The following is a 21,645-nucleotide window of genomic DNA, read 5'->3' as shown; positions in this document are numbered from 1 at the left end:
TTTCATTACTTACGTCCTTAGCTTACTTATGACGTACTAATTTTACACGGATATCATTCCATAGTAAAGCATTATTACTCTCCCTCCCCCTCCTCCTTTTCCTGCCACGGTATCTGATACCTGATCGCGAAGGCCCGCTCGCGGGGCGAGCGGCCGCCCCAGACCGCCCCGGCCGCGGGAGCGTGCTCGGCGGTGTACTCGTAAGCGTACCAGCGGGGCCTGACGGAAACGGTCTCGCCGGGGGCCAGCTCGCCGATCTCGATCGTCCCGCCCTTGGTGACCGAGGAGTACCGGGTGGGCTCGGAGCGCACCTCGAGGTTGGTGACGGTCTCGCCGGAGATGTTGGTGACGTCGACGGGGAGTTCGAAGAGGAAGGCGCCGATGGGCTGCGGGCGGTGGACCTCGAGGGTGACGGGACAATCGCCCGTTGCGGCCCGGAGCTCGCTCATCGCGGCGGCCCCGGCGATGACGTAGTCGGCCAGCCACCAGCCGCCGTTGCGGTAGGCCATGCGCTCGAGGTCGTGGAGGAACAGGCCCTCGGTCAGGCCGTCGGCGCGCAGGGCGGCGTAGGACTCGGGCTCGGGGAGGTCGTCCCAGGGGCCTGCGGCGTGGGCGAGCTCGAAGGCGGCCTCGGCGGCGCGATTTCCCAGCTCGAGGGGGTAGGGGGCGCGGGGGTTGTAGGGGTTCTCGAGTTGGGGCGGGTCGGCGATGACCCCGGCGACGACGTTACCGCGGCCGTCGCGGTAGGCCTCGCGCCAGTCGGTGGTCATGCCGTCCCACTCGTTGCGCGAGGCGTCGTACATCATCACGGCGCAGAAGTCGGCGCCGGCGTCGGTCATCATCAGGATGTCCTGGCCGTGCTGGTGGCCCATCTCCCAACCGAGGGTGAAGCACCAGAAGGGTTTTGTTACGCCGGCTTCCTCTTTCACTTCCTTGAGGGTTCGGGCGGCCTTGGAGGCGCGCCACCACTGCCAGAGGTTGATCATCGCCCGGTTGCGGCCGCGCAGTTGGCCGACCAGCCAGGTCATCTGCTCTTCGAGGGGTGCTTCGAGGAAGCCCTCCCAGGGGACGAGGTTGAGTTCACGGGCGAAGTCGCTGACCAGCTCGTAGCCGCCGGGCCCGGTGCGGATGTAGTCCAGGCCGATGTAGTCGACCTGGGGCTCGGCCTCGAGGCGGCGGGCCATCGCGATGAGATGGCTCTTGCGCAGCTCGCAGTTGAGACTGGCGTTGAGCGTCCACCAGAATTCACCCTCGGAGGAGGCGGCGCCGTCGTCGGTTTCGGGGAAGACGTAGTTGCGCGAGTAGTCGTAGTCGATGGCGGGGCGCCGGGCGCCATAGGGGAAGAAGGCGGAGATCCAGGCGCCGAACTCGAGCCCGGCGCGGTGGGCCTCCCGGGCCAACAGGGGGGTGAGGTCGACGTTGGGCTGGTACCAGGGGTTCTCGGCGGTGGGGTTGTAGACGGCCTTGGTGAGGGCGGCGCCGAACCAGAAGGAATCGGCCCCGGCGTATTCGGCCCATGCGATGACGTTCTTCCAGCCGGGGACGCGCAACCGGGGACCCTGGAGGCCGGCGGTGAAGTAGTCGGCGTCGGTCTCCAGGGTCAGGGCGAAGTGGGGCAGCTTGACCCGGGTGCCGGGAGCCCGGCCGCGGAGGCGAAAAGGCACGGTCGTGGTCTGGACGACCGCGCCGGCGGCGTCGCGGCCCTCGACGCGCAGCTCGTAACCGCCGAGCTCCGGGTCCCAGGGCATGGCCCAGCAGGCCCGCCAGCGGCCGTCTCCCAACGGTTTGAAGGGCACTTCGTCAAGTCCGCTGACACCGGGGACGGCTTCGCCGTCGAGCAGCGGCAGGCCGACGAGCTCGGTAACGCTCGGATCGACGCCGTCGGCGAAGAACTCGGCCACCTCGTAGCGCCAGTAGGCCTCCTGGGTGCTGACGACGAGGAGTTCGGGTCCCTGGGCCGGGGCGCTCCAGACGAGTATTGCGACGATTATCCCCAGCGTTGTCAAGGCTATGGCGCTTTTTTTCAAGATGACGACCACGAATCCTCCCGCTTGGCCCGCTTTTTGCTTGTCTTGCAATCACTGCCGTTTTGTTATATGTAGTATACGCTGGGTGATGACACACGTCCAGGGGGCCAGACAGCCTTGCTGACGTGACCAATAGCACACCCGGCGACGGACTCATTCACCAGTACGAAGAACCGCCATCAGGAGGAGCCCATGACCCGGCCCAAGGGAGGCAAGAACGCGGAAGAGCAGGCCCGGAGTCTGCGCCAGATCATCAACCACGCCCTCGATCGACAGGCCAGGCTGCACAGCCGGGCGATGATCACGGCGCGCCACGGCCGCAGTCCGGGCGGCTACAAGCATTCCGAAGGCCGGGGATACCGCGAAAGCTGACCCGACTGGAACACCGCCTCCCGGGGAGCCCACGCGGGTTCCCCGTTTTTTTCAATCCCGCTGGTCGCCGCCGGTGAGACGGGCAATATTTTAAGGGATCATCACAGAAGCTGAACATCAGCTGTTGCAGTTGGATACTTCCAGCGGCGTGAACGGGTCTGTCAGCTCGCCACCGACGCGGGGGGCAATGTGGCGGGGAAGTGCGGGTCGGAGTACCGGCACGCCAGCTGTTCCAGCTGCAATTACCGCCATCACTAACGCTGCGCCGACGGACGTTAAAAAGGCGAGTGTCGCGGCAAGCTGTTCAAGCGTCGTCCCCAGGAACGTCGCAAAGCGCCGCCGCCGGCAAAACGCGGCGAGACAGCCCGTCTGTTCCGGCTCGGCGTCCCGACCGTCCGAGCCGCCGGGGATTTGGGCAGCCGGCGCAATACGGCATATCGCTACTAGAAGCTAATCCGCGAGCGCATCGCCGCCGAAAAGCCTGCCACGACGGCTTCAAGCACAGCTTCGGACTCTTGATCCCTGAAAGGTCGTTCAGCTTCATCCATCGAGACGCCGAAAGCACACTATACATTCTCAGGACCATACTTCGCGCTTGTTCATAATTAGGTGATAATCCCTAATTTAATATGTTCACCCAATCCCTAACCTGGAGGAGACTTCTGCGGATACCAATTGCTCTATCAGCGCTGCTGTTCCTGATGTTGTCGGCCGGCGCTGTGTCGGCCCAGGAAGACGAGTGGTACTGGGACGACGCCTCGCAGATGTACTACGCCATGGACGAGTACGGCGTCGTCTACATGTACGAACCCTACAAAAACGCCCTGTTCGCCTTCGAGATCTCGGACAGTTGCTACTACTACTACGAACCGGCCTACGACGAGTTTATCTACATGAGCTATATCGATGACGGCGGCACCTCGGGTACGGGCTACACCGAAGGCGAGGCTTACGCCGAGGGCGGCGGCGGTTCCGAGTACGACGAGGCGATGAACGGGTTGATGATGCAGAAACACATGGACTGCATGAACACCATCAACAACGCCATGGGCGATTTCGGCTACTTCTACGGCTACTAGCTTGCCAAACCCTCCGCCGGTGGCCTATAATACCCCTCCGCGGCAATCCTGCGGCGATCGGAGTACGGCGGAGTAGCTCAGTCGGTCAGAGCACACGGCTCATATCCGTGGCGTCAAGGGTTCGAGTCCCTTCTCCGCCACCACGGGGGCCTGGATTTGGGTCCCCTCCATTCTCGAGACCATGGGTGGTCCCGGCCGGGACCACCCGTTTTACGATTGCCTCGACTGACCGTGGGGGTCGAGTCGGATCCCGACCCCTCACCTGCGCAACGGGCGGTTCCAGCCGGGAACCGCCCGTTTTCTTCACCGTTCAGCCACCCGCCGGTCCCATCCCCAATCCGGGCCTGTGTCGTTGACCTATTGAACGCCGGGGGGGGTTCTCAGCTTCAGGGGGTTAGCTCGATAGCGCTGCTGTCAGCCCGCCGCGAGCCGACAGTGTTCCGAGTTAGAACTGGTAGAAGACCCCGAAGCCGAGGCCCAGGGCGTTGAGGTTGTCCTCGAGGTCGCCGGTCTGGACCTCGCCGTCCTCGTCCTCCCAGCTCAGCTCCTTGACGGTGTTGAGGTGGTACTCCGCCGCCAGGCTGAGGCCGAGACCCCGGCTGAGCCAGTAGCAAACCCCGCCGCGGAGCTCGACGGCCAGTCCGGTCCCCTGGCCGCTGTCCTCGTAACTGCTTTCGAGACCGCCGGTGTTAACGGTTAGCGTCGCGTTGAGGTTGGCCCAGCCGAGACCGACGTCGACACCGAACCAGGGTTCGAGGTCGCCGCCGGTGTATATCTGGTAGCGCAGTCCGCCGCCGAAGATCAGCTCGACCCAGTCCAGGTCGGAGTGGTAGCTGAAGCCGGCGGAATCCTCCGTGCGGCCGTCGCGGTAGAACAGCCCGCCGATACGCGGACCGAGGTAGAAGCCGGATAACAGCTCGAAGTCGTAGCCCGCGTGGAAGCCGAACTGCGCTCCGCGGTCGATGACGTCGCCCTCGTCGCCGTAGGGGTCGCCGAGGGGGCTCAGCAGGCGCAGGTGGAGGCTGCCCGTATCGAGTTGGGCCGCCGCCGCCGCGCAGACTATCAGGATCAGCACAAGGCTCCGCCGCACCGTTTCACTCCCGCGTAGGTTGTCGAGGCAATCTTACCCGAGCCGGAGACAACAGGCAACGGGGCCGTTACGGCCCCGTCGACTTGTTGGGCGATGGTGTGTCGACACAGTGACCGGGTGGGGTGGAAGCCGGTTGGCAGTCCGGCTTGAACGCAACCGGGCATCAAGTGGTAGTTAGAATTCCTCGATGGAGCGGATGTGATCGCCGTTGCCCGGGGCGCCGTGGATCAGGTAGCGGCGCGAGCAGCACTTCTGCGCCCTGGTGGGGCGCTGCTTGGGGTCCGGGGAGAGCCGGCCCATCATCAGTTGGTGGCAGTAGGGGCAGATCCAGGCCGCCGTGTCGCCGATGGCCATGGCCCGGCAGACCTCGCCGTCCTTCATCTTGACTTCGACGTAGTAGTATTCGTGGGGGTCCATCGCCACCCTCCCGTAGGTTGAAGCCTCACGATAATAATAACCCGAGAGCGGCGATGTGGCAAGGGGGGGGGATAGCAATTTAAAAAAAAGGTGACTATAGTCTGTAGACAATCATCATATAATACGTTTAAATCGCCTTATGTTACACAACCTAACTACCGGAGGTTAAGATGAGAAAGCCCGCAGATGAGAACGAAAAACCTAAGGTTATCGGAGTGATTGAAATTGTCCATCGTTGTGCAAGGATATGCGTCCTCGGCGCTTAAACTGATATATTGATATGAATAATAACTTATTATGCCCATCTGTTATAATTAACGAAAACAATGGACGCTATTATATAACTAATTTGAATATTGGTATGCGAGTTGAGTTAAATCATCAAGGTTACATTATAGCGAATATGCTTTTTGCAGGATATAATATTAATAATATTATAAGTAAGTTGAGCAAAAACAATAATATTGAACTAAATGATATCTATAATTTTATACACGAACTTAAACATTTACGATTTATGAAAGAACATGATGGTTATAACAACTGGACTGTTGAGTGGGATATAACATATGAATGCAACCTAAACTGCAAACATTGCATGGTAAATGCAGGTAATTCATTAGATAATGAATTAACATATGAAGAATGTAAAAATTTAGTAGATGAGTTATTTGATAATCATTTTAAAATAATTGTATTTAGTGGTGGCGAGCCACTAATAAAGCCATATTTTTATAAACTACTTAAATATATATATAATAAAGGTTTTATTGTAAAAATACTTACTAATGCATGTCTTATCAATGATAGTATTGCTAAATATATGTCACAGTGTAATGTTATTTATGCTCAAGTATCATTAGATGGTCATAATAAAGAACAACACGAGCATATACGTGGAGCTAATACTTTTTATTCTATGCTTAGAGGGGTAGAATCGTTAAAAAAGAGTAATATTAACTTTGGCATGGCAATGGTGCTTACAAATGATAATTATTACTATCTGGAAGATACAATTAATTGTGCAATAAAATGTGGCGCAAGCGCGTTTTCTTCAGGTGCATTAGTACAAGCTGGTCGCGCTTTATATGCTAAGCTGATGGCCCCAACAATAGATAGCAATAAACTTGATATGATCTGCTATAAATTGGCAGTCAAATATGCAAAATCAATTAATTATAACAACTATATATCAACAATAATACGTAATATCAAATTAGAAGAAGAGGGGTACTCGTTCAACGCTTGCTCAAGAATATCAAATGGTATTGCAGTATCACCTAATGGTGAAATATCCTTTTGCAAGGGGTTTTTTGGTAAATGCGATCTTGCAAATACATCATCTAATGTTTCATTTGTTTTAGGAAAATATCCGCAAGAATCTCTCAAAGATATACTAAATAAACGCAATAAGTACAACTTTGATGTAGTTGATAATTCATATGATTGTCAAAAATGTGAATATATTAAATATTGCAAAGGGGGGGGTGTCCAGCTGAAGTATACTCAAAGTATGGAAAATTTAAAATACCTATAAATAAATGTAACCAAAAAGAAAGATATAAACAACTCAAAAATATAATAGACGATTTGATGCCTAATTATGCTGAAAATTAATTAGCTATTTATACTGTCATTGTTGATAACTATTGAAACTACATCTGTTAGGTGGGAGGGGTATAAAACTCCGCCCTTCTTTTTTACACAAGGCGGGGCATGGAGCCCCGCCTTGTTAACGTTGGGAGACCGTCTACCTTACCCCGTTCCCCCTTCACCCCGGCCCGTGGGCTGGCTCCTCCCAGAGGGGAGAGGGCGAGGATATGATGGGGGTTACTTTATCTACTTGTTATCGATCTGGGCGCGTTGGAGCTTGCCCGAGTAGTCGACGTAGACGGTCTTCCACTCGCTGTAGAAGTCCAGCACGGTCCAGGCGGCCTCGCGGTGGCCGTTGCCGGTGCCCTTGACGCCGCCGAAGGGCAGATGCACCTCGGCGCCGATGGTCGGGCCGTTGATGTAGGTGATGCCGGCCTCGATGTCGCGGATGGCCTTGAAGGCGCGGTTGACGTCGCGGGTGTAGAGCGAGGAGGAGAGGCCGAACTCGGTGTTGTTGAGGATCTCGACGGCCTCCTCGAACTCGCGGAACTTGATCACGGCCAGGACGGGGCCGAAGACCTCTTCCTGGGCCAGACGCATCTCGGGGGTGACGCCGGTGAAGATGGTGGGCTCGATGAAGTAGCCCTTGTCGTAGGCGCCGCCGGTCAGGCGCTTGCCGCCGAGGACCAGCTCGGCGCCGTCCTCGTTGGCGGCGACGTCGACGTAGTGCAGGTCGGTCTTGAGCTGGTCCTCGCTGACGGCGGGGCCCATGTCGACGGACTCGTCGAGGCCGTCGCCGACCTTGAGCTCTTTGGCGCGGGCCACGAGCTTCTCGACGAACTCGTCGTGGATGTCCTTATGGAGGATCAGGCGGCTGGTGGCGGTGCAGCGCTGGCCGGTGGTGCCGAAGGCGCCCCAGAGCGCGCCGTCGAGGGCCAGGTCCATGTCGGCGTCGGGCATGACGATCTGGGCGTTCTTGCCGCCCAGCTCGGCGGAGAAGGGTTTTCCTTTGGCGCCGCACTGGCCGGCGAGGAGATTACCGATCTCGACGGACCCGGTGAAGGAGATGCGGTTGATACCGGGATGGTCGACCATGGCGCGGCCGACGGTCGAGCCGCCGCCGGTGACCATATTGACCACGCCGGGCGGGAAACCGGCCTCCTCGAAGGCCTCGATGAAGTTGCCCACGCTGGCCGGGGTCAGGGTGGCGGGCTTGATGACGCAGGTGTTGCCGCATATTAAAGCTGGAAACATTTTCCACGATGGAATTGCTATCGGAAAATTCCAGGGGGTGATCATGCCGCAGACGCCGACGGGCCGGCGGATGGCCATGCCGAATTTGTCGGGCATCTCGACGGGGGTGTGACGGCCGAACAGGCGGCGGCCCTCACCGGCGGCGTACATCCCGCAGTCGATGGCCTCCTGGGTGTCGCCCCGGGTTTCGGCGATGACCTTGCCCATCTCCCGGGTCATCATCTGCGAGATCTCCTCCTTGCGGCGCTTGAGGATCTCGACGACCTTGTGGATCAGCAGGCCGCGCTCGGGAGCGGGGACCAGGCGCCAGGTCTTGAAAGCCTCGGCGGCGGCGGCCACGGCGGCGTCGACGTCGCGGGCGTCGGACTTGCAGTGGGTGGCCACGACGTCGTCGGTGTCGGCCGGGTTGAGGTTCTCGTAGCGCTCGCCGGTGGCGGACTCGACCCACTTGCCGCCGATGTAGTTCTTGAAGTGTTTGAGTTCGGGCATGTTGCGGCTCCTTGTGCAGGTTGATGGTCAATCGGTCGGCGGGCCGCGGATACGCTGGGCCCGCAGTTGCTGGACGAAACGATGATAGCAGCCGGGGCCGGGGCGGTCAACGCGGCGGTCCGACCCCGTCAGGGGGTGGATTTACCATCGTCAGCGTAACCCCGATCAGCTTGATGTGAAACGAACCTATTCGCTCCCCGCCGCCGCCGTCTGGCTGACCGCCCACTGCCGGGCCCAGCAATGCACGCTGCGCGACGACGACGGCGTCCACCGCTGCCTGGCGGCCCTGCTGGACCGGCGGGAGCGGCTGACCACCGCCGACGCCCCGCCGGCAGGGTATTTACAAAACGACCCCGAGGGAGTATAATTCAACACTGTCAACAAGATAAACAAACAACCACCCAGCGGGGTTGACGATGAAGCACGCCATGCTGACCTTCGATCTGCGCGACGGCAGCACCAAACACCACGAGGCGGCCCGCGAGGCCCTCAAGGAGCTCGGCCTGGCCGACAGCTGGACCGGTGACGGCGTCCAGCGCCTCTGCCCCCAGAATACCTTCGTCGGCCTGGTCGCCGACGACGTCACCCGGGAGGGGCTGATCAAAACCCTCGTCGAGGCCGTCGAAGCCAAGGAGGGCGAAGTAACCAGCCTCTACTGCCTGATCGGCGACGAGACCCATAGCGACTGCGGGGGTATCTAACGCCGCCGCTGTGGGTCGGAAATCTGGAAAACGGGACGGCCCACGCCGTCCCGTTTTCCTCGGCCCCGGCCGCGGCCGCGCTCGCACCACCACCCTCAACCTGCACCGGCCGCTGAGCCCCCGGAACTGGCACGGTTTTTGCAACAGGATAACCCGGGGGACGGTCCACGGGTTGCGACGCTGCAAAAACCGTGCCAGTTCCGGGGGCGGGTTCTGGACATGGGCCGAGAAGTGAGCGAGGTCGCGGCCGGGGGCGTGAGCAATCTCGAAATGGTGTTCAGTTTGGCGTGACGGTTGAAAAAAAGCCGGGTCGGCAACCCGGTGCTATTACTGGGGGGGTGTGAGCGGGGGTCGATACTTCAGTCGTTCAGTCGTCGCGGAAGAGGGATTTCCAGGTACCGTTGCTGGAAACACGTCTGCTGTAGACCTCGGGTTGGGGCGGATTGACGTAGAGCGGGTCGGCGGAGGCCTCGTTCTTGTTCAGCAGGCCCAGGCGCTCGCGCAGTAGGAGGATGAAGGCCTCGGCACCCAAGCGCCGGGCGTCGTTGTGTTCGACGAAGTAGGAGTAGGTGATTTGCCGTTTCCGGGCTTCCAGGTAGGCGCGCAGCTCGGGATCGTCGGCGGGGTCGAGTTTCGCGTGTTGCTTGAGGGCGGCGAGGAGTTCGCCGGAGCCGGCGTAGACGATGCCGTCGTCGCTGAAGAGCAGATAGACGCCCAGCTCGCCGGCCCTGGGCTCGGCGGCCCTGGCAATGCCCTTCAACGGCTGTGCGGGGTTCCAACTGACCTTCATTGCGTACCGCCGGGTTTCGATTATTCTTTGAACCTGCATTGGTTAAGTATAGCGAAAAACTAAAATTGTTTCATGCCGTTGCGAAGCTGAGCGGCGCGGGTGAAACTGATGGACCTGCTTCGTATTCGACCATCACCGATGGCTGTTCGGCGGTGTCGTTTGCGGCAGGTTGTCGAACGATCGTCAGCTCCGAAGCTGCAAATAGCGGTGACTCATTCTCGCCGCTGTCGGTTTTTGGTATAGTGGTTAGGTGTCGTACTGAGCCTTTCGGCCGATCAAACTGCTTTGTTAGCACATGGTGCAAGGGAGTGACAGCAATGAGCGAGAACCTGAAAGGGATCATCATCGTCGTGGCGCGGGAGTATGCGAAACACAGCCTGGGTCCAAGGCGCACCCGGGAGTTGCTCGAGCAGTGCGGCCTGGCGGACAAGCCCATCCTGGCCACCAAGGATTACCCCAACAAGCTGGTCTTCGGCTTCATCACCCTGGTGGGCAAGGATCAGGAGATGAACATGCTGGAGGCCATCCAGGAGGGGGGCCGCTACTTCGCCAGCACCTACGCCCCGCAGAATTACCGCGCCTACTACCTGCTCAACGGGGACTTGAAGAAGGCGCTGCTCAACTTCCAGAAGATTTTCTCCATCGCCACCGAGGGTCAGGACGTGGGCACCTACGCCGCGCTGACCGTCAGGGAGACTGACGATGGCGCCGTCCGCATCCGCTACGACTCGCCGCTGCAGAACACCGCCTACCCCAAGGGGTTGGTCCAGGGGTTGAGCGATTACTACAAAACGCCGATTACCATCCGGGACCTCTCCAATATCGAGTTCGAGGTTCAGCTCAAGGGGTGAGCAACCGGGTCGACCGTGGCGGGCCGCCCGATATCGTCTAAAAAGGAAGTGAGGGAGTAAACGCCAAGTGGTAGACAACCTTAAGGCCGTCATCGTCGCTTCACGGGAGTACGCCAGAGAGCTCCTCGGCTAGGAGAAAACACGAGAGCTGCTGGAAAAGAGCGGCCTGGCGGACAAGGCCCTCCCGGCCACCAAGGACTACCCAACAAGCTGGTCTTCGGCTTCATCACCCTGCTGGGCAAGGACCGTGAGATGAACCTGTTGGAGGCCGTTCATGAGGGGGGGCGCTTCTTCGCCAGCACCTACGCCCCGCAGAACTACCGCGCCCTTTACATCTTCAACCGGGAGTTCCGCAAGGCGCTGCAGAATTTCCCGCGGGTCTGCTCCATCGCCCTCGAGGGCCGGGAGATAGGCAATTAAGCGGCCGTCGATGTCCGTCGGCCCGACGAGGGAACCTACCGGGTGCGCTACGAATCGCCCTTCGGCAGCACCGCCTACTCCAAGGGGTTGGTCGAAGGCCTGAGCGATTACTACAAAACGCCGATTACCATCCGGGACCTCTCCAATATCGAGTTCGAGGTTCAGATCAAGGGGTGAACCAGCCCGGAGGCGGCGTCATTGGCCTCCGCCGCCCCCGAGGGCTTGAAGCGGAAAACCCGGACGCCCGCCCCGCTTCGTCGCGACGGCGGACGGAGGGTGCGGTGGCGGTTGAGCTTCGGCGGGACCGTTGGCCCGCGGAACAGGATCCAGACGAACTGCAAACGACAGGAACAACGGGACCCGAGTCGGGTCCCGTTGTTCCGCGTGGATGGGCGACGGGTGCCGGTAAGGCTCAATACGCCGACGACGGGGCCATCCGCCGGGCCGCCAGGGGATGGATGAAGCCCCAACTGCGCCGCCAGCTCTCGTCGGGCAGACGCTCCAGACCGGCCTCGTCGTCGCGGCGGTGCAGCACGGCCCGGGTAGGTTCGACGGGCGCCAGGGCGTGGTAATCACGCCACAACTCGGGCCGGGCCACCAGGTCGCGGTCGGGCAGGAACTCGGGCACCGTGCCCGCGAACAAGGATTCCGTCGTCAGGCCTAGGACGATCCACTCCGGTGTCCGCTCCAACAGGTAGTCGTTGTCGTAACGCTCGTGGCCCGGCGAGGCCAAGCCGCCGAGCTCGACGCCGTGGCGGGCGATGTGGCGGTCGTTGAGACCCAGGGCGTCGATGGTCGTCAGGCGGGTGACCCAGGGCATGATCCCGGCGCTGGAGACGGCCATGACATCGTCGGGATCACTGACCGCGGCCAGCCACTCCCCCGTGGTGAAGTGGAGGGATTCGTGGAAGGTGAAGCCCTCCAGATGGGCGTACTCGCCCCGGGTCGTCGAGAGCGCCAGCAAACCGCCGCCGGCGACGACCGCCGTCAGCACGGCGGCCCACCTTCTGGCGGACCAGACCCGGCGCAGACGCTCCAGACCCAGCCCGGCGCAGACAGCCAGCAGGGGCAGAATCGGGACGAACAGGCGCCAGACGATCCAGTCCCCGCCGATCAGCACCAGATAGAGGACGTAGAGGCCGACGGCGATCAGCACGGGCAGCAAGCGGCGGGCCTGCTTGCGCGGCAGGGCCGGGGTCAACAGCACCAGGGGGGCGTGGCTGAGCAGGAACAGACCCAGATAACGCAGACCGCGCAGCAGCAGGCGTCCGCTGAGTCCGACCTTGGCGTAGAAGGTGTTGGGCAGCAGTTCGCCGTAGTAGGCCAGCCGGAAGACCTCGTGGCCGCCGACGAGGACGATGACGGGCAACAGATAGAGCAGCAACCGCTTTGTCCGGCCCTCCCGTCCCGGCCAGACGTAGGCGATGCCCGCCAGAGTGAACAGGTTGCCCTCGGGTCGCAGCAGCCCGGCCAAAGCGAAGAGCAGACCGGCACCCAACAGCAGGCGGCTGCGCCGCGTCCCGGCCTCGGCGTCCCTGAGCTTGAGCAGCAGGTAGAAACCCGCCGTCAAGGCCAGGGCCAGGGGGGCGACCTCCATCGCCCCGGCCAGACCCCAGAAAGCCGCCGTGCCGGACAGCGCCACGCCCCAGGCCGCCGCCGGTCCGGCCCAGCCCTCCTTGCCGCCCAGGCGCCGGCCCAGCAACCAGGCCATGATGATCGTTCCCAACAGGGCCAGCTCGGCCAGCACCTTGGCCGTCAACGGCCCGGGCAGCCCCAGCTTGAGCGCCAGGGCCAGCAGGCCCGTCCAGGCGAAATTAGTGTAGCCTTCGACGGGGGCCTCGCCGGGGTTATAGACGGGGCCGTGCCCCTCGGCCCAGTTGCGGGCGTAGCGCAGGCTGATGTAAACATCGTCCAGGGAGAGCCAGTCGAAAGCCAGGGCGAAGTAGACCGACAGGGCCAGCGAGACCGCCAGGGCGCCGATCAGCCACCATTGTGCGCCTTTCCCGCTCCGTGTCGCGACATCACCCATCATGGCCTTCTCCCGTTGCTGCAACCCCAACCAAGCCTACCCCAGGTTGGAGCCGCCTTCAACCCCGCTGTTCACCGGCCAGACGGGCCAGGGCCTCGAGGACGGCGTACTCCCGCCGTAAGACCCCCCGCCGCCCGCCGAGGTAGCGCGCGGCGTCGCCACCGTGGACGAGGACGGGCAGCCCCGCGGGCCCCGGAGCGCTGCGTTCGTTGTACTCCGCCAGCAGGGCGGCCACGGCGGCTTCGACCTGGGTTCGGGCGCCGTGGAGCATGTTGGCGGCCGTGCCGCCGTTACGTTCCAGTTCCGCAGCGCCGGGCGTCAGCTCGGGCAGGGTCGACAGCCCGCCCAGCGCCGCGAGGATCAGCCGCTCTCCGGCCAGGATGGCGCCGCCGACGAATAGCGGACCGTCGCGTTGCTCGACCAGATCGACGGTCACCGCCGTGCCGCAGCCGACCACGGCGCAGGGGGCTCCCAGGCGCCGCACGGCCTCGAAGGCGGCCAGGACGCGGTCGTCGCCCAAGCCGAGGCCGTAATCGACGGCCAGGGGGCAGCGTTCCCGGCCACGGATCAACGTTAGACCCCGCTCGGCCGCCAGCTTCGCGAGGGCCGCCGTCAGCTCCGGCCGCGTCGAGCTGTACCAGACGGCCTCGACGGTCGGCCGGGCCTCGAGCAGCGTCGCCGGGTCCTTCGCGATTCGCGCCGTCGAGCGCGCCTTTACCCGGCCGCGACCCCCCGTCGTCAGCGGGGCGGTTTTTACCCGGCTGTTGCCAATGTCGAGCAGGAGTTTTACCATGGTTGTAGTCTACTACAGTGGAACTGTCTGAGCAATCGTCGGCCCACCGCCGGCAACAAGGGAGGCAACATGCCCACGGTAGCCGTCATCCTGTCCGGTTGCGGCGTCAAGGACGGCGCCGAGATCCACGAGGCCGTCAGCGCCCTGCTGGCGATCAACCGCCGCGGAGCCGAGTACGTCTGCTACGCCCCCGACAAGACCCAGCGCGACGTCATCGATCACCTCAAGGGAGCCGCCGTCGGCGGCGAAACCCGCAACGTCCTCGTCGAGGCCGCCCGGATCGCCCGGGGCGAGGTGCGGAACCTCGTCGATTTCGACGCCGAAGAGCTCGACGCCCTGGTGATCCCCGGCGGCTTCGGCAGCGCCAAGAACCTCTCCGATTACGCCTTCAAGGGTGCCCGGGCCACTCCGGACCCCGAGGTCTCCAAGGCCGTGCGCGCCATGCACGCCGTCGGCAAGCCCGTCGGGGCCATCTGTATCTCGCCCACGGTCATCGCCAGCATCTTCCGCGGCAGCGAGGTCAAGCCCCGGCTGACCATCGGCCGTGAACCCACGACCGCCGCCGACCTGGAACAGATGGGCGCCGTCCACGTCGAGTGTCCGGCCACGGACTGCGTCGTCGACGAGGACAACCGGATCGTCTCCACCCCGGCCTACATGAGCGCCCGCAATATCGCCGAGGTCTACACCGGCATCGACCGCCTCGTCGAGGAAGTTCTCAAGCTGGCCTGAGCGCGGACCACGCTTCACCGGACCCAGCCGCCTCGCCGGACCCGCTGCATCAGACGGCCACGGCGACGTCCGGTGTTCCTCAGCTCCACCGCCAAAGGGAGCAGTGTGACCGACTTCATCTACGGACCCGTGCCCAGCCGCCGCCTCGGGGTCTCCCTGGGCCTCGACGTCGTCCCGGCCAAGGTCTGCAGTCTGAACTGCGTCTACTGTCAGCTCGGGCCGACGGCGACGCCCCAAACCCGGCGCCGCCGTTTCTTCGCAACCGACGTCTTCTTCAACCGCCTCGAACGCCGGGCGCCCGAACTGCCCCAACTGGACTACGCCACCTTCGCCGGCTCCGGCGAGCCCACCCTCAACGCCGACCTCGGCGCCCTGATCCGCGGTGCCGCACAGCGCCTCGACGCCCCGACCTGCGTGATCACCAACGGAACCCTGACCACCGACCCCGAGCTGCGCCGGGAGCTGAGCGCCGCCGATCTGCTGTTGCCCAGCCTCGACGCCGCCGACCAGCCGACCTTCCAACGGATCAACCGGCCCGCGGCGGGGCTCGAGATCGACGCGATCATCGAGGGCCTCAGCGCCCTGCGGCGGGAGAGCAGCGGACGCTTCTGGCTGGAGATCATGCTCGTCGCCGGACTCAACGATAACGAACAACACCTCGAGAAGCTGCGCGACGCCGTCGAGCGCATCGACCCCGACCTCGTCCAGCTCAACACCGTCGTCCGCCCCCCCGCCGAAGAAAACGCCCGGCCCCTCGAACCGCAGCACCTGCGAGAGATCGCCGCCACCTTCGACCACCCCGTCGAGGTCATCGCCGGTTTCCACGGCGCCACCACCAAACACCGCGCCCTGGACCTGGAGCGCGAGGTGCTGACCTACCTGGGTCGGCGGCCCGGACGGGTCGAGGACCTGGCCGCCATGCTCGGCCAACCCGCCGAGGCCGTCGCCGGGGCGCTCAAACAACTGGTCAGCGCCGGACGTGTCCGACTGCGACGGATGGAAGCCGGCGACTTCTATGTCCCGCGCCGCAACGCCCCCGAGTAGCCGCGCCCGGCGAAACCCGCCCCGGCGCACCGGTCGATACACCCGCCCCCCCGGAACCGGCACGGTTTTTGCGGAGGCGGACCGTTATCATCCTTCGTAACGGGCGCCGAGATGCAAAAACCGTGCCGGTTCCGGGGGGCGGCCGTCGCCGTAACGTAAGCCGAAGGCGGGTGGCGGGTTTCGCCGGGCGCGGCGGACGCGGTTTTTCCAGGTACTGAAACTGAAAGAGGTAACATGGATTATCGAGAGCTGGCCGAGGTATTCGAAAAACGTCGCAGCGTGCGGCGCTACACCGACGAGCCCGTTGCCGACGAAGACCTGGAACGGATGCTCGCGGCTTTCCGTTGGGCGCCCTCGGGCTCCAACAAGCAGCCGTGGTTTCTGATCGCCAGCCGCGACAGCGCAGTCAACAGTGCCGCCGCGGGCGCCATTCGCGAGGAGGTGGCGGCGATCGGTCAACGGCATCCCGCTTTCCGCGCCACCGGTGAGCGCCTGGAGCGCTATTCGACCTTTTTCGAGAACGCGCCCCTGGTGTTCTACGTCTGCGGCGAGCCGCAGCAGTCGAGCTGGCGCTCGACGTTGCGCGAGCTCGAGCCGGAACACCCGGCGGCCGGCAACAGCCAGTCCTGGCTGGTGTCGACGGCGGCGGCGATCCAGAACCTGCTGTTGGCCGTTCACGCCCTGGGCTACGGCGCCTGCTGGTTGGGGGCGCCGCTGATCGCCCGCGGCCGTCTCGAAACCCTGCTCGAACCGCCCGCTGGTCGGCGGCTGGTGGCGATCATCCCGGTGGGTCGGCCGGCCGAGGAACCGGGGGCACCGCGCCGTCGCGCCGCGGAGGAGACCGTCCGTCGCCTGGGTTGACATTCGCTAAACCTAATGCAATTGGAGCGATTTGTCTTCTTGGCCAACTTTTTAGCGGCGACAGTTGAGACAAATAATCGATTAGGCCTCGTTTCGGCCCATCTCTTGACCTGACCGGTCAAAAACTCTAGTATGCCTGCGGGTCGGCAATGCGCTTCCCAGACAAACCCCCAAGGAGGAACTGAAGATGGCCTACGTCATCAACGACGATTGTGTTGCTTGCGGCTCCTGCCTGCCGGAATGCCCGGTCGACGCCATCAGCGAGGGCGAGCCCTACGTGATCGATCCCGATCTGTGCACCGACTGCGGCGCCTGCGCCGAGGTCTGCCCCGTCGAGGCCATCAGCCCCGGTGACTAAGCAACAGCCAAATCGCTACGGGCCCCGAGGGGCCCGTTTTTCTATCCGGGAAGAACCGCCGATTTCGGCTCAAGCGTTGCTTGACCCGCCGCCCGAAGGGGGGCTATACTCTTTGTCTGTCTGACTCAACCTTGGAGAGTAAACGATGCGTCGCCTGGTCCGTCGTTGGATCCACAAGCTGGGCTCCACCTTGCGCCATATCAGCGAGCGGGGCTTCTCGCTCATCGAGCTGATGATCGTCTTGGCGATCATCGCCGTGCTGCTGGCCATCGCCGTGCCCAACATCATCGACTACATCAACGACGCCAACCGCACCGCCTGTATCACCAACCAGAGCAACCTCGAGCTGGAGGTCAGCCGGTACCTGACCACCCACCCGACGGTCAAGCCCGGCCCCGCCGGCGCCCGCCTCTCCGATCCCAACGCCCACCCCAACGCCACCGAGCTGATGGCCAACTCCGCCACCCCGGACAACATCCGCCGGATGATGGTCTGTCCCGAGATCGGCGAGGATGAAAATCCCGTCGGCTACCATTACGCCTACTCCGACGATGAGGGCCACATCGAGTGCGCCGTCGACAATACCGGCCGGGTCAGTTCCGCCGACGCCGACTTCAACCACGGCCGCCTCGGCGGCGGCGAGTAGTCACTGATCCGCCCTGATCGATTTAGGCCGTTTCTTACCGCGGCAAACCAGGCCGGTCGAGCCTGGTTTTTTTAATCGGTCGTTTAACAGCGGGCGGCGGTAACGGGTGGATCCGTCGACGCCGCACCGCTGATGCTCAGAGCTCGAGCCACACCTGAATAAAACCCCGGCGGTTAATCGAGAACCTTGATCCGCCCCCAACTGGCCGGCTCGATGTTGCTGCCGCTCCACTCGCCGTAGACGGTGAAGACCAGTTGGTAGCTGCCGGCGATTTCCTCCCAGCCCGAGCCGTCGTCCCGGTGGGCGTTGCCGTCGGTCTCGTCGGCGAACCAGTACCAGCGGTCACCGCTGTAGTGGACGCAGAGCCAGTAATCGCCGGGGTCCAGCAGGATAGGATCGGCCAGGACGAGGTCCGTTCGGTAGACCGCGTAGTCGTGGTAGCCCCAGGTATCGCCGCCCCAGTAGTTGTCCGGGTAGCAAACCTCCGCGATCAGCTCGGCTCCCGGCGCACCGCCGTCGTCAGTGTAGAGGAAAACGTCGAAGTCCGAACCCGGAGTACCGTTGATGTAGCAACCGTAAACCCGGACCGATTCAACCGACGCCGCATCGCTCAGCTCGAAGTCGTCGGCCATGTAAAAGTCGCCGTAGCTGCCGGGGAGGTTGTTGTTGCCCTGGTCGATGTCGTAGGGCCACTCCCAGAGCACCTCGGCGTAGGTCGGGACCGTCAGGGCCAGGAAGACGATGACCAGTAAAGCTGCGAATCGATGGTTGGTCTCAAACATCTTGATAAACCTCACTCGGTTGGCAGGTATGGTTGGTAAACAAAAAGGCTCTGATAATGATAACATAAGATATGATAAGCACTTGCGCATTAACTAAGCGCTGATGGATCAGCGCCGCCTGGAAAAACAGCCGTGCTGCAACCGCGCCGCTCATCGTGACTGCCCCCCGGAACTGGCACGGTTTTTGCACCTCGGCGACCGTTACGGACGACGATAACGGTACGCCTCCGCAAAAACCGTGCCAGTTCCGGGGGGCTGAGCGGTCGACAGGGTTCGGTTCGGCCGTCGGCTGTTTTTCCAGGCTCCCGCACCGCTGTTCAGCATATGGCTCAGGATTTAACAGGCGGCCCCGCCAGGGGCCGCCTGTCGTTTGCGTTGGTTGGTTTGCCGTTAGCGGGCGATGACCAGACGTGATGTCAGCACGCCGGCTTCGCCGACCAGCCGGACCAGGTAGAGGCCCTCGGGGGCGGCGGCGCAGTTCCAGGCGATGAGGTGTCGACCGGCGGACAGTTCGCCCTCGGTCAGGGTGGCCACGCGGCGGCCGGAGAGGTCGTAGACGGCCACGTTGACGTTCTCGCTCTCGGGCAGGTTGAGCTCGAGGCTGACGGCGTCGCGGGCCGGGTTGGGGTAGGCGGCCGACAGGGCGCGGACGCCGGAGGTTTCGGGCAGGACCACGGTGACCGGTCCGTACTCGGTGGAGCGGCCGGAGTGGTCGATAAGCTCGAGGTAATAATCGGCGGAGCCGGCGGCTTGGCGATCGAGGTAGCTGCCGGCGGTGCGTTCGAGGGGGCTGTTGGTCAGGCGCTCGCCGTCACGCAGGATATGCAGGCCGGCGTAGTCGGCTCCGTCTTCGAGCCGCCAACTGATCAGGGCGCCTTCCTCGGTGGCGCTGCCGTTGAACTCGGCCACGTCGCTGTCGGTGCTGACCACGGAGCAGTATCCCTGGTAGTAGTATCGGTTGGGCGCGGTGACGGTGATGGTGATGTCGCCGTCTAGGGGATCGCTGGAGAGGTCGAAGGTCACCTCGCCGGCGGCGTCGGTGTAATCGACCTTGTGCAGCATATCGGCGATGAAGAGGCAGACCGTGGCGCCGTTGACGGCGGCCCGGGTGGTGTCGTCGACGCTGACGGTCAGTTCATAGCCGTCGAGGGTGTCGGGATGATCGACGACCAGATCGTAGGGCGTGTCGGTCCAACTCGGCGTCTCGCAGGGGCCCAGCACGTTCTGGACGTACATGCACCAGCGGATGGAGGTGTTACCGGCCTGGGGGACGAAGTAGTCCTTGCTGTAGGACTGGGCGGCGCCGAAGGCGGTCAGGCCCTCGGTAAAGACGCCTTCGAAGTAGGCCTTATCGAGCACGTTGCTGGGGCCGTACTCGGGGCTGCCGGGCTGGTAGAGCCCGTAGCGCGAGTTGCACATCGAGGCCACCGAACCGCCGTCGGCGTTGACGACCAGGCCCTCACAGGCGCTGCGCGAGCGGTCGAAACCGCCGCACATGCAGCCCTGGAGGTAGATCCAGCCCGAGTAATCGCCGTTGCTCATCGACATGGCGTCGGAGGTATAGATGTAGTCGTAGCCGGCGCCGATAACGGTGTAGCTGGAGTGGTGCAGCTGGTTGACGACGGCGGAGTTGCCGGCCTCGTACTCGACGATGATGTCGGCGGCGTTGTAGGTCATGTCGCGTTCGTAGAACGTCGAGTAGGGCAGGAACTGACTGGGCAGCTCGTCGGCGACGTAATCCTTGCCGTCACCGCCCCAGGTGGGATTGCTGTCCAGCCTGCCGGCGAAGAACAAGGTGGTCAGCGGGAAATCGGCGGGGATTGACTGCTCGTAGACCAGGACCTTGTCGACCATGCCTTCGGCCTCGGTTGCGTTCTGGGCCGGCAGGCGCGAGACGTGGACATCGGCGTAGAGGTCGACGTTGTCGGAGCCCCACTCGCCCCACTTGTCGTCGCCGTCGGCGTTCCAGTCACCGTCCAGGTCGGAGTAGTAGTAGTCGCAGGGGATGCGGCTGGTGTCGTCATCGGTGTAGTAGGTGACCCAGCCGCGGCGTTCGCGGACCATGTTGCAGTCGCCGCCGAGGACGACGTACTGGGTCGACCAATTCTCGAAGGCATCGATGATGAAGTTGCGGATCTTTTCCGCGGCGTCGACGCCGGAGTAGTTGTCGGCGATGAACTGGGTGGTGACGATCGCCGTAGTCAAGCCCTTCTGCAGTTTCCACTCGGCCAGGGGTTCGAAGGCGTCGACCATCGACTCGTCGGTGATCAGCACCCATTCGGCGGTGTCGCCGTAGTCGGGTTCATCCTCCAACGGCTCGTATCCCCTGCCGATCACGTTTGGTTCGACCACGGGCGCGGGCAGACCGACGGCCTCGGGGTTGATCACCAGGTTGCGGACCCGCTCGGCGTTGGCCTCGGCGACGCGGGGGGTCAGGGCGGCGGGGCGCCGGACGCTGTAGGGCAGGCTCTCGTACTCGATCGTGAAGGTGATCTCGGTGATCAGCTCCAGCTTGCCGCTGTCCGGATGGTAGATGAAGGGGCAGAAGTTGACTCCGGCGACGCCGTGTCCGGCCAGGTTACCGCCGCCGGCGGCGCGCAGGGGTTCGGCCGGGTAGGGAGTGTCGGCGGCGTAGACGGCCTGGTCGAAGTTCTCGACGAAGTCGCCGGGCTGGGAGATCGGCCGGGCTTGCTGGGTGGGGAAGACCACATGGAAACCGGGCAGTTCGATCGTGCGCAGGTTGACGACGTGAACGTCGGCGGTGCCCATGCCGGCCTCGGTGGCGATCTGCAGGGGCAGCCAGGGCAGGGCGGGGGAGCCGGGCTCGTTGATGTCCCCGGCGCCGGCGATGACGGGCCGGGTATAGCCGTGGCTGGTCTTGAGCTCGACCTGGGCGGGATCGATGGTGTAGGTGAAGCCCAGACAGACGACGGGCAGCACGAGGAGTGTCAGCAGCAGTTTTCGCAACGGTCCTCCTTCAAGGTAAACGGGAACGCAAGGTCAACGAAGAATGATGGCGCTTTTCTAATATCTTCCAGATAGCTTAGGGCCGTTCTATGTATTAAGATAAAACTTCCCGTATGGCAAGGGCGGACACAAAAAAACCGACCGTTATTTACTGTGCGTCCGTTACCGGGCGGTATGTAGCGGCTTGCGCGGCTTGTCGCCCGGCGGCGTTGCCGACGGCTTGTGCGCGGGATCGAGCGCAGCGCCGGCCGGGCGGTGACTTTGTCGCTCAGCGAGGTCGGCTGTTTGATACACCGGCGGCGGGATCCCCCTGTGACCGGTTACGCGGGAAACCTCGCCGGCGCACAAGC

At 62.8% G+C, this 21,645-nt stretch carries 21 protein-coding genes and 1 tRNA gene; 13 read left to right on the top strand and 9 right to left on the bottom strand.

Annotated features, from left to right (window positions below):
• Positions 1 to 74 precede the first annotated feature (74 nt).
• Positions 75 to 2,039 (bottom strand): hypothetical protein, encoded by a 1,965-nt coding sequence (locus GF399_04760; GenBank protein MBD3399623.1) that lies wholly within the window; start codon positions 2,037 to 2,039, stop codon positions 75 to 77.
• 180 nt (positions 2,040 to 2,219) lie between these two features.
• On the opposite strand from GF399_04760, the gene GF399_04755 reads away from it, so the two are divergent.
• The 3 genes from GF399_04755 to GF399_04745 all read left to right on the top strand — a co-directional run bounded on the left by GF399_04755 (position 2,220) and on the right by GF399_04745 (position 3,621).
• Positions 2,220 to 2,399 carry a hypothetical protein gene (locus GF399_04755; protein MBD3399622.1) on the top strand — a complete coding sequence of 60 codons (180 nt, stop codon included), beginning with the start codon at positions 2,220 to 2,222 and terminating at the stop codon, positions 2,397 to 2,399.
• 719 nt (positions 2,400 to 3,118) lie between these two features.
• The gene (locus tag GF399_04750; GenBank protein MBD3399621.1) at positions 3,119 to 3,478 is read left to right on the top strand and encodes a hypothetical protein; all 360 of its coding nucleotides are present in this window, start codon (positions 3,119 to 3,121) and stop codon (positions 3,476 to 3,478) included.
• Positions 3,479 to 3,544: 66 nt separating this feature from the next.
• A tRNA-Met gene (locus GF399_04745) sits at positions 3,545 to 3,621 on the top strand.
• Between the two features lie 302 nt (positions 3,622 to 3,923).
• Here GF399_04745 and GF399_04740 read toward each other — a convergent pair.
• Positions 3,924 to 4,568: a hypothetical protein gene (locus tag GF399_04740; GenBank protein ID MBD3399620.1), complete on the bottom strand. Its 645-nt coding sequence runs from the start codon at positions 4,566 to 4,568 to the stop codon at positions 3,924 to 3,926.
• Between the two features lie 174 nt (positions 4,569 to 4,742).
• Positions 4,743 to 4,985, bottom strand: a complete 243-nt coding sequence (locus GF399_04735; GenBank protein ID MBD3399619.1) for a hypothetical protein — start codon at positions 4,983 to 4,985, stop codon at positions 4,743 to 4,745.
• A gap of 280 nt (positions 4,986 to 5,265) precedes the next feature.
• Here GF399_04735 and GF399_04730 point away from each other — a divergent pair, with 280 nt between their 5' ends.
• Positions 5,266 to 6,522, top strand: coding sequence for a radical SAM protein (locus GF399_04730; protein ID MBD3399618.1), 1,257 nt, complete (start codon positions 5,266 to 5,268; stop codon positions 6,520 to 6,522).
• A 302-nt stretch (positions 6,523 to 6,824) separates the two neighbouring features.
• On the opposite strand, the gene GF399_04725 is transcribed toward GF399_04730, so the two are convergent.
• Positions 6,825 to 8,321, bottom strand: coding sequence for an aldehyde dehydrogenase family protein (locus GF399_04725; GenBank protein ID MBD3399617.1), 1,497 nt, complete (start codon positions 8,319 to 8,321; stop codon positions 6,825 to 6,827).
• 175 nt (positions 8,322 to 8,496) lie between these two features.
• Between GF399_04725 and GF399_04720 the strand changes: the two genes are divergently transcribed.
• Together GF399_04720 and GF399_04715 are read left to right on the top strand one after the other, a co-directional pair.
• Complete coding sequence (locus tag GF399_04720) at positions 8,497 to 8,688, top strand: hypothetical protein (protein MBD3399616.1); 192 nt, start codon at positions 8,497 to 8,499, stop codon at positions 8,686 to 8,688.
• A gap of 49 nt (positions 8,689 to 8,737) precedes the next feature.
• Positions 8,738 to 9,022, top strand: a complete 285-nt coding sequence (locus GF399_04715) for a hypothetical protein (protein ID MBD3399615.1) — start codon at positions 8,738 to 8,740, stop codon at positions 9,020 to 9,022.
• Positions 9,023 to 9,389: 367 nt separating this feature from the next.
• On the opposite strand, the gene GF399_04710 is transcribed toward GF399_04715, so the two are convergent.
• A complete protein-coding gene (locus GF399_04710) occupies positions 9,390 to 9,812 on the bottom strand; it encodes a hypothetical protein (GenBank protein MBD3399614.1) in 423 nt (140 codons plus the stop codon).
• A 317-nt stretch (positions 9,813 to 10,129) separates the two neighbouring features.
• On the opposite strand from GF399_04710, the gene GF399_04705 reads away from it, so the two are divergent.
• The gene (locus GF399_04705; GenBank protein ID MBD3399613.1) at positions 10,130 to 10,663 is read left to right on the top strand and encodes a hypothetical protein; all 534 of its coding nucleotides are present in this window, start codon (positions 10,130 to 10,132) and stop codon (positions 10,661 to 10,663) included.
• Between the two features lie 252 nt (positions 10,664 to 10,915).
• Positions 10,916 to 11,083 carry a hypothetical protein gene (locus GF399_04700; protein ID MBD3399612.1) on the top strand — a complete coding sequence of 56 codons (168 nt, stop codon included), beginning with the start codon at positions 10,916 to 10,918 and terminating at the stop codon, positions 11,081 to 11,083.
• Positions 11,084 to 11,495: 412 nt separating this feature from the next.
• Here the strand turns inward: GF399_04700 and GF399_04695 are convergent, their stop codons facing one another.
• A complete protein-coding gene (locus tag GF399_04695) occupies positions 11,496 to 13,115 on the bottom strand; it encodes a hypothetical protein (protein ID MBD3399611.1) in 1,620 nt (539 codons plus the stop codon).
• A 55-nt stretch (positions 13,116 to 13,170) separates the two neighbouring features.
• Entirely contained in the window at positions 13,171 to 13,905 is a 735-nt protein-coding gene (locus tag GF399_04690) for a type III pantothenate kinase (GenBank protein MBD3399610.1), read from the bottom strand.
• A 69-nt stretch (positions 13,906 to 13,974) separates the two neighbouring features.
• On the opposite strand from GF399_04690, the gene elbB reads away from it, so the two are divergent.
• The 5 genes from elbB to GF399_04665 all read left to right on the top strand — a co-directional run bounded on the left by elbB (position 13,975) and on the right by GF399_04665 (position 17,546).
• A complete protein-coding gene (gene elbB, locus GF399_04685; GenBank protein ID MBD3399609.1) occupies positions 13,975 to 14,637 on the top strand; it encodes an isoprenoid biosynthesis glyoxalase ElbB in 663 nt (220 codons plus the stop codon).
• Between the two features lie 48 nt (positions 14,638 to 14,685).
• Positions 14,686 to 15,681, top strand: a complete 996-nt coding sequence (locus GF399_04680) for a radical SAM protein (GenBank protein ID MBD3399608.1) — start codon at positions 14,686 to 14,688, stop codon at positions 15,679 to 15,681.
• A gap of 234 nt (positions 15,682 to 15,915) precedes the next feature.
• Positions 15,916 to 16,542, top strand: coding sequence for a hypothetical protein (locus GF399_04675; protein MBD3399607.1), 627 nt, complete (start codon positions 15,916 to 15,918; stop codon positions 16,540 to 16,542).
• 187 nt (positions 16,543 to 16,729) lie between these two features.
• Positions 16,730 to 16,900, top strand: coding sequence for a 4Fe-4S dicluster domain-containing protein (locus tag GF399_04670; protein MBD3399606.1), 171 nt, complete (start codon positions 16,730 to 16,732; stop codon positions 16,898 to 16,900).
• Positions 16,901 to 17,090: 190 nt separating this feature from the next.
• Entirely contained in the window at positions 17,091 to 17,546 is a 456-nt protein-coding gene (locus GF399_04665; protein ID MBD3399605.1) for a prepilin-type N-terminal cleavage/methylation domain-containing protein, read from the top strand.
• A 173-nt stretch (positions 17,547 to 17,719) separates the two neighbouring features.
• On the opposite strand, the gene GF399_04660 is transcribed toward GF399_04665, so the two are convergent.
• A complete protein-coding gene (locus tag GF399_04660) occupies positions 17,720 to 18,328 on the bottom strand; it encodes a hypothetical protein (GenBank protein ID MBD3399604.1) in 609 nt (202 codons plus the stop codon).
• A gap of 390 nt (positions 18,329 to 18,718) precedes the next feature.
• Positions 18,719 to 21,295: a T9SS type A sorting domain-containing protein gene (locus GF399_04655; protein ID MBD3399603.1), complete on the bottom strand. Its 2,577-nt coding sequence runs from the start codon at positions 21,293 to 21,295 to the stop codon at positions 18,719 to 18,721.
• Between the last annotated feature and the right edge of the window lie 350 nt (positions 21,296 to 21,645).

The organism is Candidatus Coatesbacteria bacterium (genome assembly GCA_014728225.1).
GTDB lineage: Bacteria > RBG-13-66-14 > RBG-13-66-14 > RBG-13-66-14 > RBG-13-66-14 > WJLX01.
This window is presented reverse-complemented; position numbering and strand designations above follow the sequence as displayed.